Origin of the sequence: Nocardia sp. CDC159 (genome assembly GCF_023740735.1) — a bacterium.
GTDB lineage: Bacteria > Actinomycetota > Actinomycetes > Mycobacteriales > Mycobacteriaceae > Nocardia > Nocardia pulmonis.
Window position 1 is genome coordinate 744,599 of the sequence record NZ_JAMRXH010000001.1, and the last position, 13,090, is coordinate 757,688.

The following is a 13,090-nucleotide window of genomic DNA, read 5'->3' on the forward strand; positions in this document are numbered from 1 at the left end:
CCAACGCTTTCGGAAGGCAGGCGTGAACTCCGATGCACGAAAGGGAGCGATTCATGCGATGTTCGATCTGCCCCGACTCGACGTGGGAATGGGCCTCCGCCCGCCCGCATCCCCGGTTGTCGCCCGGGGTGCTGGGCTACCGGGGATTCCGGTTCGATCTGGAGAAAGGGAGGCGACGGTGGGACGCTCCCGACGGCGTGGTGTCGCTGTGGCTGTTCGACGAGAACCTGTCGGTGCGCCTGGCCGGCCATCGTGGCGGCGGTCGAATCCAAGGGCCCGCGATCGGTGGATTGCGCACCGGCGCAAGGGTTTCCGAGCACAATGGCCGACTGGCGGGCGTGGAGGTGATGCTGGAGCCCTGGGCGGCCTATTCGCTGTTTTCCGACCCCATGTACGAGCTGGCCGACCGACTGGTGGCGCCCCGCGGCCGGGTCCGGGAACTGGCGGAGCGACTCACCGAAACCCGTTCCTGGGCCGAGCGATTCGCACTCGTGGACGCCACGCTCCTGCGCTGGTTCGAGCACGCCCCGCGGTGCGCGCCCCAGATCGAGTGGGCCTGGCGCCTGCTGGCCGCGAGCGGCGGGACCATACCGATCCGCCGCCTCGCCGACCGCACCGGCTGGGGCTGGCGGCAGTTGGACAACCGGTTCCGCGAACAGATCGGCCTGAGTCCCAAGACCGCGGCCCGGGTGCTGCGCCTGCGCCGCACCCTGTTCGAACTCGACCGCACCGCCGAACCCGCCGCCGCGGCCATGGCCTGCGGCTTCAGCGATCAGGCGCATCTGTCTCGCGAGATGCGGGCCATGGTGGGGCGCACCCCGCGCCAGCATCTCGCCGCCCGCGCCCTGGTCACCCGCGAGCCCGCCTGGCATCGGGCCTGCGCGGCCGCGACTACCACACTTTCGGACCTGGAACCGGCTGTCGCCGTTGCGAATTCCTTCAATACTCGGCCGGATATTGCGGGCAACGTTGTTGATGTCACCCAGGCGGGTTGACGGAAATGAGACAAGGAGATTCCGAATGTTGAAGGCGATCGAGAATCTGGGGGCCACACTCCTCGGCAAGTTCGTGCCCGCGGTCGAGGCCGAGGCCATGGAGGCCAAGTGTTGGCCGGGCAGCTGGAAGAAGTGCTGGCAGTGCAACGGCCGGCCGTGCACCGGGGTTTGCTGCGACACCGGTAGCTGCTACGACATCCGCTGCCTGTAATCGCGAACTCTCGGGTTGGGCCGTGGCTACCGGCGCGGTTTCGATGCGGCCCAACCCGGGACGGAAATCTATCGAGAGGTGTACCGGTGCAGTATCTGGCTATCGGGGTGAATTGTCTGATCGGAACGATCTTCCTCGTGTCGGCATTCGGCAAGCTCGCGCGGCGCGGATCGCTCGCGGCATTCACCGAGTCGGTGCGCGGCATGCGGGCGGTTCCCTCGAATATGACACGCAAACTGGCCGTTTCGATCGTCGCGGTCGAGGTCGCGGTGTGCGTACTGCTCGCGAACCCCCTCCGGGAGGCCAGGGCGATCGGGTTGGTTTCGGCCGCGGTCATGCTCGCGGTGTTCGCGGTCGCGGTGGCGTCGGCGGTGCACCGTGGGGTGCGCGAGCCGTGCCGGTGTTTCGGTCGGTCCAGTACTCCGATGAGTTATTGGCAGGCCGGGCGCAATCTGGTCCTCGCCCTCGTCGCGGCCATCGGCGCCGCGGCGCTGTTGTCGGGCCGGGCGGCCGATACCGCGCAATTCGGCGCGGCGACCATCGCCGTTCTCGGTGGAGTGCTGACCGGTTGCCTGGTCGTCTTCGCGGATCACATCGTCGAATTGTTCCAGCCGATCGAGAAAGTTCCTGGCGCTGCCGTCGGCGCCCGGTGAGAGACGAGGAATCGCAATGAATTTCCTTATTTTCGGCGTTGTACTGGTGGGCGCGCTGTGCATCCTGAACCTGATACTGACCGTGGGTGTGATCGCGCGGCTGCGCGAGCACACCGATTTGCTGTCCAATCGGGGCGAGGCCCCGATCATAGGAATCGGTGAGCAGGTCGGCGAATTCGAGACCGCCACCGTCGACGGCGAACCGTTGCGCACCGATCTGCTGGCCGACGAGACCCTCGTCGCGTTCTTCTCGCCGACCTGCGCGCCGTGCCAGGCCAAGCTGCCGAAATTCGTGGAGCACGCCCGAGCCACCGCCGCCGGGACGCCACGTCCGGTGGCGGTGGTGGTCGGCGCACCCGAGGAGGCGACGGAGTTCGTGGCCGCGTTGCGTCCGGTGTCGCGGGTGGTGCTGGACGGCACCGACGGAACAATGGCCGCGGCGTTCCAGGCGCATGCCTTCCCGACCCTGGTCAAGGTCGGTCCCGGCAAGGGGAATTCGGTGGTGGTGAAGACGAATAGGGTCGATCTGGAGCAGCCCGCGAGGACCGCCGCATGAGCCGACCGGCCGCCGTGGCACCGCGCATCCGGGCGGCCGGTCGGCTCGCCGTGACGGCCGCGCCGGGCATTCTGGCATTCCATCTGGCGTGCAGTCTGATCATCGGCGTACTACCGGTGGTCGGGGCGTGGCTGACGACCCTGCTGCTGGACTCGCTCGTGGCCAAGGCGCAGCCCACCGTTCTGCTATGGCTGGCAACGGGTTTGGGCGTGACCGGCGCGGCGGCGGCCGTCGGCCCGCAGCTGACGCGGTATCTGCGGGCGCAGCTGGATCGCGAGGTCGGGCTCGTCGCCCAGGATCGGCTGTTCGCGACCGTCGAAAGGTTCGGCGGGCTGGGTCGTTTCGAGGATCCCCGCTTTCTGGATCGGTTGCGGCTGGCCCAGCAGGCCGGTGGTGCGACACCGGGCGCCGTCGTCGACGGTGTGCTCGGCCTCGTCACGGCGGTGCTGACCATCGCCGGATTCCTCGGATCGCTGCTGCTGTTCAGTCCCGTGATCGCGGCTATCGTGCTGGCCGCCGGTGTGCCGACCCTGGCGGCCGAGATCTGGCTGTCCCGGCAGCGGGCCACGATGCTGTGGACCATCGGACCCATCGAGCGGCGGGAGGTCTTCTACGGCAGGCTGCTGAGCAGTGTCGAAGCGGCGAAAGAGGTGCGGCTGTTCGCGATCGGCGCATTCCTGCGCGAACGCATGCGGGCCGACCGCCGCGCGGCGAACCTGGCCCGGCAGCTGGTGGACCGGCGCGAGGTGGGCATCCAGGCGGCCTCGGCGACGCTGGGTGTGATCGTGGCATCCGGCGGCCTGTTCTGGGCGGTCTCGGGGGCGCTGGACGGCAGGTTCTCCGTCGGCAAGGTCACGCTCTTCATCGCCGCGGTCGCCGGAGTGCAGAGCGGGCTGGTCGCATTCGCCGGCGAGGTGGCGCGATCGCATCAGGCGCTGTTGATGTTCGACCACTATCTCGCGGTGGTCGCGGCCGACCGGGATCTGCCGGTCGCCGACCCACCCGCCGAGTTGCCGCGACTGCGACGCGGAATCGAGCTGCGGGATGTGTGGTTCCGCTACAGCCCGGACCATCCGTGGGTGCTGCGCGGGGTGAATCTGCGCATCCCCCATGGAACTTCGCTGGCCCTGGTCGGTTTGAACGGGGCCGGAAAGTCCACCCTGGTGAAGTTGCTGTGCCGGTTCTACGACCCGACCGAGGGCGCGATCCTCTGGGACGGCGTCGACATCCGGAACGTGGATCCCGCGGTGCTGCGAGAGCGGATCTGCGCGGTGTTCCAGGACTACATGCACTACGACCTGACCGCCGCGGAGAACATCGGCGTCGGTGACTTGCGGCGGGCCGATCCCGCTCGGATCAGGGCGGCAGCGGAGCTCGCCGGTGTGCATCGGACGCTGGCCGCACTGCCGCGCGGCTACGACACGCTGCTGTCTCGCATGTTCTTCCTGGAGGCGGACAAGCAGGATCCGGCGTCGGGTGTCTCGCTGTCCGGCGGGCAGTGGCAGCGGATCGCGCTGGCCCGCGCCTTCCTGCGCGACGAACGCGAGCTGCTGATCCTGGACGAGCCGTCGGCCGATCTCGACGCCGCCGCCGAGCACGAAATCCACCGCTCACTGCGGCGGCACCGCACCGGACGGACCAGCCTGCTCATCTCGCACCGCCTGAGCGCGGTCCGGGAGGCCGACCGGATCGCCGTGCTGTCCGAGGGCCGAATCGTGGAGCAGGGCAACCACGAGGAGCTGATGGCCGCGGGCGGCGGGTACGCCGAACTGTTCACCCTGCAGGCCACCGGCTATCGGGACGGCGTGGTCGGCGAGCAGGAATTCGCATGGGAGCGATGAGAACCCTGCGTGCGGTCACGCGGTTGGCCGTCGCCGCGCTGCGGGGGGAACTGGTCGCGGTGACGGTTCGCGGCGCGAGCATGGAGCCCGCCTATCGCAGCGGTGATCGGGTGCTGGTTCGTCGGGGCGGGCTCCCGGCGCGCGGCGATGTCGTCGTGGTGGAGCACCTCGGGATCGGCGGCGAGCCGTGGCGGCGCTGCGTACACGCGGCCGCCGGGCTCTCCGCCCGCCGGTGGATGATCAAGCGGGTCGCCGCCGCCCCGGGTGACCCGGTGCCGCGCGAACAGGTCCCGGCATTGGCCCGCGTTCCGGAAACATCTGTGCCGCAAGGTCGATTGGTGCTGCTGGGGGACAACAAGCGGGTGAGTTTCGACTCCCGCAGGGTGGGTTATGTTCCGGCCGAACGGGTGCTCGGGACGGTCCTGTGCCGTCTGCCGGGTAGCGCGGAGGCGTTGGTCGTCGAGCCTGCGGACGCGCGGGCGAGGTCCGTGGGCGGGTAGGCAGCACGACTCCGGTAGGCTACCCTCGTTCTCGAACGCATGTTCGAGTGCGGGCCGGGGCCGTCGCTCTCATTCGGCGGACCGGGCCGCCCTCGGGCATGCTCGTCAGTAGACCAGGTTTCGCCGTTTTGTCCGGAGTGCATCGTGTCGCTTCCTCGCACCACATCGAAGTCGTTGTCGGACAGTGAGATCCGGCAGCTCGCCGCCCGTATCGAGGCGGGACAGAAACCCACCGTGTGGTTCACCGCCGCCGCGGTCGGCATCGAGGCGGGCCGATCGGGAAAGGTTGTCGGCATGGCCGACCCGTCCGAACCCGACTATCTGCGGGTGCGCCCGGCGGGATCCACGGACACACTCGCGTTCTCACCCTCCGAGCTCACGCTGGCCAGCCCGCATCGGCGCGGCAGGCGGTGACGACCGGATCGGGGTCAGCAGTCCGCGATGGTGCGGCATACCGGTAGCGATTCGAAGGCGGACTGGAAAGGCAACAGGCCGCCGAAGGTGTCGCGGGCGAAGGCGCCGTGCGCCCGGTCGGCGTCGTAGCGGTGCCCGACATTGACCGCGCCTATGAACCGCGACTTCACAATGGGGCCGCTCACATAGATGGTGCCGTCCCGTTGCGTTTTGACGGGATCGCTCGGGCCCTCGATCGCGAAGGGTCCTTCCCGGTACTCCCGTTCCCCGGTGCGCGGGTAGTAGAAGTAGAAGGTGGCCTCGTTCTTGGCGGCGTCGACCGCGGTACACAGTCCTTTGGGGCCGCGGTCGGACTTCAGGTAGGGCGTGGGGCACAGCAGCGGGAACGGTGGGCCGGGTATCTCCACCATCGCCGGTGCGGGCCACGGATCGCCGTCGACGAGGTCGGGGCGCATGAGGTTCCAGACCGTGAGGGCCGCCCCCGCGATCACGGTCGCGCCCGCCGCGACCGCTGCGATGGGGCGGCGAGGGTTCGTCGACAGCGCGGCGGTCGCGGCGGCAGCCAGCTCGCCGCAGGACCGGTAGCGGTCGGCCGGGTCGGAAGCGGAGGCCTTGGCGATGACGGCCGCCAGGCGCGGCGGGAGCCGTTGCGGCACACCGGTACCCGGGAGCCGGCCGGTGAGCAGTTCGAACAACGTGACACCGAGGGCGTAGACGTCCGTCCGCGGTTCGGTGCCACCGCCCGCCCACTGTTCCGGCGCGGCGTAGGCCCGGGTGAGCATGGGCGGGCCGCCGGTCTGGGTGGCTTCCGCGTCGGTGGCGCGGGCGATACCGAAATCCCCGATCAACACGCGGCCGTCGGTGCCGAGAAAGATGTTGGCGGGCTTGACATCTCGGTGCACGATGCCACGCCGGTGGGCGTGGTCGAGGCCCTTGGCGACCTCGGTCACGATGTGTACCGCGCGGCGCGGATCCAGGCCGCGCCGATGTCGGCGGATGAGGCGCGCGAGGTCACCGCCGGGGACGTGGTGCATGGAGATCCACGGCAGCCCACCTTCGATGCCGCGGTCGTAAATGCCGACGATATTCGGATGTTCGAGCTGGGCGACCAGATCGGCTTCCCGCTCGAACCTGATCCGGAAGCGACGATCGGAACCCAGCTCGGGATCCAGCACCTTCAACGCCACCGACCGGGGTAGGCGCGGGTGGTGTGCCAGGTACACCGTGCCCATACCGCCGGAGCCGAGACGTTCCACGATCATGTGGTCAGCGAAAACGGTGCCCCGCTGCAACGACGGGGCGGCCATCGTGCACCTCCCCTCCTGGGCGAGAACGGATTCCAGAATACTCGCTGCTCCACCGCCTGCGGCCGACGGTATTCTGGACAAATGCCCGACGAGAAGGTGCCGTCGGTGGATGTGCGCTTGCTGGGACCCGTATGCCTGCTGGTCGACGGCTCGACACTGAATATCGGTGGCACCAAGTCCCGGGCGGTGCTGGCGATGCTCGCCGTCAATCGGCGTCGGGTGGTGTCGTCTCGTGCGCTGGCCAACGGCATCTGGAACGGCCGTCCGCCCCGTCGCTTCGCCCCGACCCTGCACGTGTTCGTCGCCGATATTCGCAAGGCCCTGCGCACGGCCGGGACCGACCCGGCCGCGATCGTTCGGACGATCAACCCGGGCTATCAGCTCGACCTCCCCGACAACTGTTGCGACGTAGCACGTTTCGAATCGGAGCGAGCCGCCGCCACCGCGGCGGCCGCGGCCGGTGATCACGCCGGCGCGCTCGAGCACTTCGATGCGGCACTGGCGCAGTGGAGCGGCGATCCGCTCGCCGACCTGCGTGACCTCGAATTCGCCGACAACTTCGCGGCCGAGCTGGTCGACCGCCGCATGACCACGGTGCTGGGCCGCGTCGACGCCGAGATCGCCCTGGGGCATGCGGCCGAGACGGTCGGCGCAATGGCCGCACTGGCGGCCGAGCATCCGGTCAACGAGGCCGTGTGGCGCAGGCTCGTGACCGCGCTGTATCTGGCCGGAAGGCAAGCCGAGGCGCTCGACGCGTGCCGACGGTTACGGACGAATCTGGCGGAGCTGGAGGGGCTCGATCCCGATCCGGTCACCCTTGCCCTCGAGCGGCAGGTGCGACGCCAGCAGCCGCTGCTGCCGATCGAGTTACCGCGCGGCGGAACCACTTTGGAGACCACGCAATCCGCACCGCGCGCGGCACTGCGCCTGTCGGACGGGCGAACGGTCGAGATCGACAGCGGGATTCGGATCGGCCGACTTCCGGACAACGATCTGGTCGTCGACGACGCGCGCGTCAGCCGACATCATGCGAGGCTCGTCGTTCGTGAGGCCGGGATGCTGCTCGTCGACCTCGGCTCGGCGAACGGAACCTATGTCAACGGAACACAAATCGTGGACGACACCCTGCTCACCGACGGCGATACGATCCGAATCGGTTCGACCGCCATGCGAGTCGAGATCCTCGCCGAGGAGTAGCCGGGCGAATCCCAGGGCAAGCCCTGGGATTCGCCCGCTCGCTCACCCGCACTTGTACGTCCCGTGGTATGCGTCTTGGATACCCCAGGTCACGCGGTCGCGGCCCCCTGCCGGAGTATGCCGACAATCCAGGTTGGGCCCTTCCTTGTCGACGAACCAGTTGACCCCGTAGCTGCAATTGTTCCTGACGTCCAATTTGTTCTGGCGCCAATCGGTCGAGTGACGGACATCGACGCACGGCGGCAGCGGGGTGCGGTCGTTGGCGACCTCGAACCTTGCCGCGGCCAGGGGTTCCGGTGTCGAGGACGGAGCGGCCTGGGCATATGCGCCGGACGGCGCGAGGGCCGCGGCGGCGACGCCGAGGCTGGATGCGCCGACGAGCATCCGGCGGCGAACGGTCGACTTCATGACGGTTTCCTTTCATCTTTACAATCCGAGGTCGGTTCCTCGAACGCCTGATCCGCGTAAATCGCGCAGAGGTACTGGTCCCAATAGCGCCCGGCGTAGTAGACGTGGTCGCGCAGTCGGCCCTCGACCTGGAAGTACCGGCCCTCGCCACTTCTCACCTGTGGCCAGTTGAATCCGGGGACCTCCAGATACAGTTTGCGAAACGGGAAGGTATGGAACAGATATCGGACGAACAGGGTGATCACCTCGGCAGCCCGTCCCGTTCCGGCGTACGTCGGCTCGAAGACGGCGCCGACGTAGGCGTGACCGACGTTGCGATCGGCGCCGTAGGCGACGACGTGCCCGGCGGGTTGGTTGTCGTCGAGGCGACGCACGACGTACTGCGTCACCACCTGCGCCCACAGTTCTTCGACGAAGCGTTCGGGCGCCGGTGGCACCCCGCGGTAGCGCCAGCGGAAGCAGTTCTCCGGACGAACCGCGAGCGCGTAGAGGTATTCGGTGTCGAGCGGTTGGAGGGCATCGAGCCGAAACACCGCGCTCTGAAGGACAGGAGCGAGCGGATCGGGTTGCGACGGTGGTGGTTCGGGGACCACGTGCGGGCCCGACGACCCAGCCGGGGCGCGGATGGTGAGCCGAACGGGTTTGTCCGCAACGGTTTCCGCGAGCGACAGGACATCGCCGACGGTGCCGCGGCGTCCCTGGTCGGTCCGCATGCGTACACCGTGCGAGCCCAACCACGCCGACACGGTCATCATGGCGAGGCTGTCCAGGCCGAGGTCCTCGATCAGACGAGCGGTATCCGGAAGGGCCGCGGGGTCGTGGTGCACCAGGTCCGCGAGCTCGGCGCGCAGCCTTTCCCGGTTCGCCGCCGGCGCGGCCGTGCGGACGTCGATGCGGTCGATCGTGGTCACTGGAATGTCCTTTCCCGGGTTCCGGTCGGTACCTGCGCCGCATAGCGGCGGCGAGCCTCGGCACGGCGCAACTTCCCCGACGAGGTCTTCGGCAGGCCGCCGGGCGGTAGCACGATGACGGCGTGCGGACGCAGGCCCACGCCGTCGACAACGGCCGCGGAAATGTCGCGGCGAAGCTCGTCGGTGCCGTCGCCGTCCGACTCCACGGCGAGCACGAGGTTGTCACCGAGCTCGCCCGGTACCCCGAACGCGGCGACCCGACCGGGACGCACTCCCGGCGCACGGGCCGCCGCCGCCTCGACGTCCTGCGGAAAGATGTTGCGGCCGCAGGCGATCAGCATGTCCTTCGCCCGACCGCACACGACCAGCTGCCGGTCCTCGGTCAGATAGCCGATGTCGCCCGTGCGCAGCCAGCCGTGGCCGACAACGGCGGGACCGCGAACCTCGATGTGGCCGACGGTCCGTTCGGCGAGCGGCTCGCCCGTGCGCTGGTCGACGATTCGGATCGAGGTCTCGCGCACCGCGGGACCGAGCTTCACCAATTCCCGGACACGCGCGCCCGGCGCCGCCGGAATCGCCCGCCCGGTCGATTCCAAGACGAGTGAATCGACCCGGTCCACGACGACCCCGGCACCGAGGGGCGCGATGGTCACCGCCACGGTGGCCTCGGCGAGTCCGTAGGCGGGCACGACCACCGACGGCTCCACACCGCATCGCCGCGCCGAGGCGGTGAAGCGCGCCATGGTGTCGGCATTCACCGGTTCGCCGCCGCTGATGAGCAGTCGAAGCGAGCTCAGGTCGAGCCGGGGGTCGCGGGCGAGGACGCGGGCCATCAGCTCGTAGGCGAAGTTCGGCGCGCCCGATGCCGTGATCCGGTACCTCGAGATCGCCTCCAGCCAGAACGCCGGTCGTCGCGCGAACGCCGTCGGAGACGCCAGCACGAGTTCGCCACCGCACGACATCGGCAGCGCCAGAAAGCAGATCAGCCCCAGATCGTGATAGAGCGGCAGCCAGCTCAGCACGCGGTCGCGAGGACCGCCGTGATACTCGACGGCCGCTCCGATCGCCGCGATATTGGCGGCCAGGTGCGCATGTGACACGGGGATGCCGCGGGGCGCACGCGTGGATCCGCTGGTGTATTGCAGCAGTGCCAGGCTGTCGGGGTCGGTGCGGCGCGGATCGCTCGGATCGACGCGCTGGGCCGCGGCGAGGAGATCGGTGAGCGCCATCGCCCGGGTCGGCACGAATCGCGCGACCGGCGCGGTCGGCGGGTCCACGACGACGAGGTCGAGTCGGGCGTCGGCGGTTGTCGCGGCGACGTTTCGGGCAAGCTCGTCGCGGGAGCCGGGTGCGCAGGCGGGCAGCATCGTGACCGCCGCCCCGCACAGCCACACCGCCTGCAGCGCCGAGATGAGCTCGGTGCTGGTGTCACCGAGTAGCCCCACCCGTCGGTTCGGGCCGATTCCTTCGGCGCTCAACACGGTTGCCAACCGGCGAGCCTGCTGATGCACACTCGCCCAGCAGACGGCGGTCCCGAGGTTGTCCTCGCCGAGCACGGTCACGGTCGCGTCGCCCGCGTTACGCGCGATGGCGTCGACCACCGTCTGGGCGGGCATCCGCCCGTAATCCCCATCGGCACTTGTCATTTCCGCCCCTCCCGGTCGATCCCGAATGGACGAGACAACGGTAAAATTCGACGCTTAGCGAAAGCTTCGGAGGCGATTAGCGGAGGTGGGGCCTAGCGCGCCACGGCCGTTTCGCCGGTGCCCGGGGCAGGCCATGGCACGATCAGTTCGACGGCGTACCCGCCATCCGCCCGAGGACCCGCCGTGACCGTTCCGCCGTACAATCGGGCGCGTTCCCGCATCCCCAGCAGGCCATGTCCACAGCCGAGGCCGTCGGCCGAAGGTGGCGCGGCCGTATCGTTTCCGCGGTTGGACACCGTGACGCGGAGGTGCCGGGAGTCGCGCCGCACCGTCACGCTGGCCTCGCACCGACCGGCGTGTTTGATCACGTTGGTCAACGACTCCTGAATGATCCGATACACCGTCGTCTGTAATCCCGAAGGCAGGTCGTCGACCGGTCCGATGATCCGCAACCCGGCGTTCACGCCGACGCCGCGGACACGGTCGAGCAAGGCTTCCAATCGTGCGAGCCCGGGCGCGGGCTCGATCTCGGCTGGCGCGATATCGGTCGTGGACGGTTCGCTGGGGCGCAGCAGCTTTAGCACGCGCCGCAGGTCGTCCAGTGTCTCGCGGCTGGTGTCGCCGATCGTGCGCACCGCCGCGCGGGCTGTGTCCGGATCGCTGTCGAAGACGTATCGGGCCAGTCCGGCCTGCAGCGAGATCACCGAAATATGGTGGGCCACAGCGTCGTGCAGCTCCCGGGCGATCTGCAGGCGTTCCTGGGCGACGGCGAGTTCGACACGGTGTTCCTGTTCGCGCCGCAACTGTTCGGTGGCCTCGGCCAACTGCCTGTTGCGCAGGTTCAGCCGCCGGGCGACGCCAGCCATGACCCACAGCACCGCCGGCGCCGCGACCGACTGGGCCGCCGCGGCCGCCATCGGCAATTCCGGCACCACCAGACCGCTGTAGAACAACCCGGCCGCCAGCAGCAGCGCACCCACAGTCGTCGTCGAGGGCGATTTGTTCGCGGCCACCGTATAGAAGGCCACCATCGGCGGATAGAGATTGATGCTCGGGAGATAACCCAGCGACAGGTATCCGATATACACCGCCGTCACCGCGACCAGCACCGTCATCGGGGCAATTCTGCGCGCCGCCAAGGGAAGACACATCCACCCGGTCAGGGCATAACCCACGAGATCGAATTCTCGCCATCCGCCGGGACGATAGACACTGCCGATCACGGCCATGGCGGCGAACATGATCAGTGCCATCGCCGCGTCCACCGCTCGCGGGTTGTGCCGCAGCCAATCCCGAAACGTCCGGGCGTTGGCGAGCGGGGATCGACATCCGGGCGGCACGCACTCATCGTAGGGCGAATACGGCGATCACATTCGTCGAGCACCGCCGTTTTCGCCGGGCGAAATTCGTCTCCACGAGCGAATACGACGGAGGTTTACCGTCATTGCCGGATGATCAGCGGCGCTGCGGACGGCGCCGGCTTCGTCAACTCGAGTAACAGGGGGGCGATCACATTCGGACCACGCGTCGGGGAGCGTCCGGCTACGCTCGCAGCAGACACCGCACCAAGGGGGTTCTCGGGTCGTGTCCGGTACGACGATGTCTCGGAATGTACTTGCAGCTGAACGCTGTTCGCGGCGGTCCGGGCGGCCCGGCGGGCGACAGGCAGCCGGATGATCAACGTACTGGTCGTCGACGACGAACCTCTGGTACGCGGCGTTCTGGCCGCGCTGATCCGCGCCAGCGATGGGCTTCGGGTGATCGGTGAGGCCGCCGACGGTGCCGAGGCGGTCGACCTGGTGGCCGCCCACCGGCCGGATGTGGTTTTGATGGACATCCGCATGCCGGGAACGGATGGAATCGTTGCCACCGAGCGAATTCTGGCGACGTCGAACGCCCACCCACTGCCCCGGGTACTCATTCTCACCACCTTCGATCTCGACGCGTACGTTTACGCCGCACTGCGCGCCGGTGCGTCCGGATTCCTACTCAAGGAAGCATCCCCGGAACAAGTTCTTTCCGCCATTCGCGCGGTCGCCACCGGCGACATGCTGATCGCGCCGACCGTCACCCGGCGATTGATCGAGAAATTCGCCTGCCGAACGTCGCCGCCGGGACCGCACCCGAATCTCGCCGCCCTCACCGCCCGCGAGATGGAGATACTCCGCCTCGTCGGCACCGGCATATCGAATACCGAGATCGCGACCCGGCTACGCCTCAGCGAGGGCACCGTCAAAACTCACGTCTATCGCATGACGACCAAACTCGGACTCCGCAGCCGCGCCCAAGCCGTCGTCGTCGCCTACGAAACCGGCCTCGTCACACCCGGCGGGACCCGCTGAGCTCGCGAGGCGGCTCGCAACTATGTCACATGGCATAACCCTTGTCGCAGGAAGGCCTGCCTGACCAGCGGCACTCCTCGCTCATATACAACGGGTTGCATAGTAATGC

General features: G+C 68.5%; 14 protein-coding genes. 9 read left to right on the forward strand and 5 right to left on the reverse strand.

From position 1 onward, the window contains the following. Positions 1–53: 53 nt before the first annotated feature. The 7 genes from NDR87_RS03620 to NDR87_RS03650 all read left to right on the forward strand — a co-directional run bounded on the left by NDR87_RS03620 (position 54) and on the right by NDR87_RS03650 (position 5,170). Positions 54–995 (forward strand): helix-turn-helix domain-containing protein, encoded by a 942-nt coding sequence (locus NDR87_RS03620; RefSeq protein ID WP_251908778.1) that lies wholly within the window; start codon positions 54–56, stop codon positions 993–995. A 25-nt stretch (positions 996–1,020) separates the two neighbouring features. After that, positions 1,021–1,206, forward strand: coding sequence for a hypothetical protein (locus NDR87_RS03625; RefSeq protein ID WP_251908777.1), 186 nt, complete (start codon positions 1,021–1,023; stop codon positions 1,204–1,206). An 86-nt stretch (positions 1,207–1,292) separates the two neighbouring features. Continuing rightward, positions 1,293–1,859, forward strand: a complete 567-nt coding sequence (locus tag NDR87_RS03630) for a MauE/DoxX family redox-associated membrane protein (protein ID WP_251908776.1) — start codon at positions 1,293–1,295, stop codon at positions 1,857–1,859. A 16-nt stretch (positions 1,860–1,875) separates the two neighbouring features. Further along, complete coding sequence (locus NDR87_RS03635; RefSeq protein WP_251908775.1) at positions 1,876–2,415, forward strand: TlpA disulfide reductase family protein; 540 nt, start codon at positions 1,876–1,878, stop codon at positions 2,413–2,415. Continuing rightward, positions 2,412–4,256 (forward strand): ABC transporter ATP-binding protein, encoded by a 1,845-nt coding sequence (locus tag NDR87_RS03640; RefSeq protein WP_251908774.1) that lies wholly within the window; start codon positions 2,412–2,414, stop codon positions 4,254–4,256. The genes NDR87_RS03635 and NDR87_RS03640 overlap by 4 nt, the downstream gene beginning before the upstream one ends. Continuing rightward, the gene (locus NDR87_RS03645) at positions 4,253–4,756 is read left to right on the forward strand and encodes a S26 family signal peptidase (RefSeq protein ID WP_251908773.1); all 504 of its coding nucleotides are present in this window, start codon (positions 4,253–4,255) and stop codon (positions 4,754–4,756) included. The genes NDR87_RS03640 and NDR87_RS03645 overlap by 4 nt, the downstream gene beginning before the upstream one ends. 144 nt (positions 4,757–4,900) lie before the next feature. Further along, positions 4,901–5,170, forward strand: a complete 270-nt coding sequence (locus NDR87_RS03650) for a hypothetical protein (RefSeq protein ID WP_251908772.1) — start codon at positions 4,901–4,903, stop codon at positions 5,168–5,170. Positions 5,171–5,184: 14 nt separating this feature from the next. Here the strand turns inward: NDR87_RS03650 and NDR87_RS03655 are convergent, their stop codons facing one another. Further along, a complete protein-coding gene (locus NDR87_RS03655) occupies positions 5,185–6,432 on the reverse strand; it encodes a serine/threonine-protein kinase (protein WP_251908771.1) in 1,248 nt (415 codons plus the stop codon). Positions 6,433–6,558: 126 nt separating this feature from the next. On the opposite strand from NDR87_RS03655, the gene NDR87_RS03660 reads away from it, so the two are divergent. Beyond that, the gene (locus NDR87_RS03660; RefSeq protein WP_251908770.1) at positions 6,559–7,674 is read left to right on the forward strand and encodes a BTAD domain-containing putative transcriptional regulator; all 1,116 of its coding nucleotides are present in this window, start codon (positions 6,559–6,561) and stop codon (positions 7,672–7,674) included. 42 nt (positions 7,675–7,716) lie between these two features. On the opposite strand, the gene NDR87_RS03665 is transcribed toward NDR87_RS03660, so the two are convergent. The 4 genes from NDR87_RS03665 to NDR87_RS37655 all read right to left on the reverse strand — a co-directional run bounded on the left by NDR87_RS03665 (position 7,717) and on the right by NDR87_RS37655 (position 11,979). Continuing rightward, positions 7,717–8,082 (reverse strand): hypothetical protein, encoded by a 366-nt coding sequence (locus NDR87_RS03665; protein WP_251908769.1) that lies wholly within the window; start codon positions 8,080–8,082, stop codon positions 7,717–7,719. Continuing rightward, entirely contained in the window at positions 8,079–8,993 is a 915-nt protein-coding gene (locus tag NDR87_RS03670) for a phosphopantetheine-binding protein (RefSeq protein WP_251908768.1), read from the reverse strand. The genes NDR87_RS03665 and NDR87_RS03670 overlap by 4 nt, the downstream gene beginning before the upstream one ends. Next, the gene (locus NDR87_RS03675) at positions 8,990–10,639 is read right to left on the reverse strand and encodes an AMP-binding protein (protein ID WP_251908767.1); all 1,650 of its coding nucleotides are present in this window, start codon (positions 10,637–10,639) and stop codon (positions 8,990–8,992) included. Before NDR87_RS03675 ends, NDR87_RS03670 begins: the two co-directional genes overlap by 4 nt. 92 nt (positions 10,640–10,731) lie before the next feature. Then, entirely contained in the window at positions 10,732–11,979 is a 1,248-nt protein-coding gene (locus NDR87_RS37655) for a histidine kinase (protein ID WP_251908766.1), read from the reverse strand. Positions 11,980–12,312: 333 nt separating this feature from the next. Between NDR87_RS37655 and NDR87_RS03685 the strand changes: the two genes are divergently transcribed. Continuing rightward, entirely contained in the window at positions 12,313–12,981 is a 669-nt protein-coding gene (locus NDR87_RS03685) for a response regulator transcription factor (RefSeq protein WP_251908765.1), read from the forward strand. Positions 12,982–13,090 lie beyond the last annotated feature (109 nt).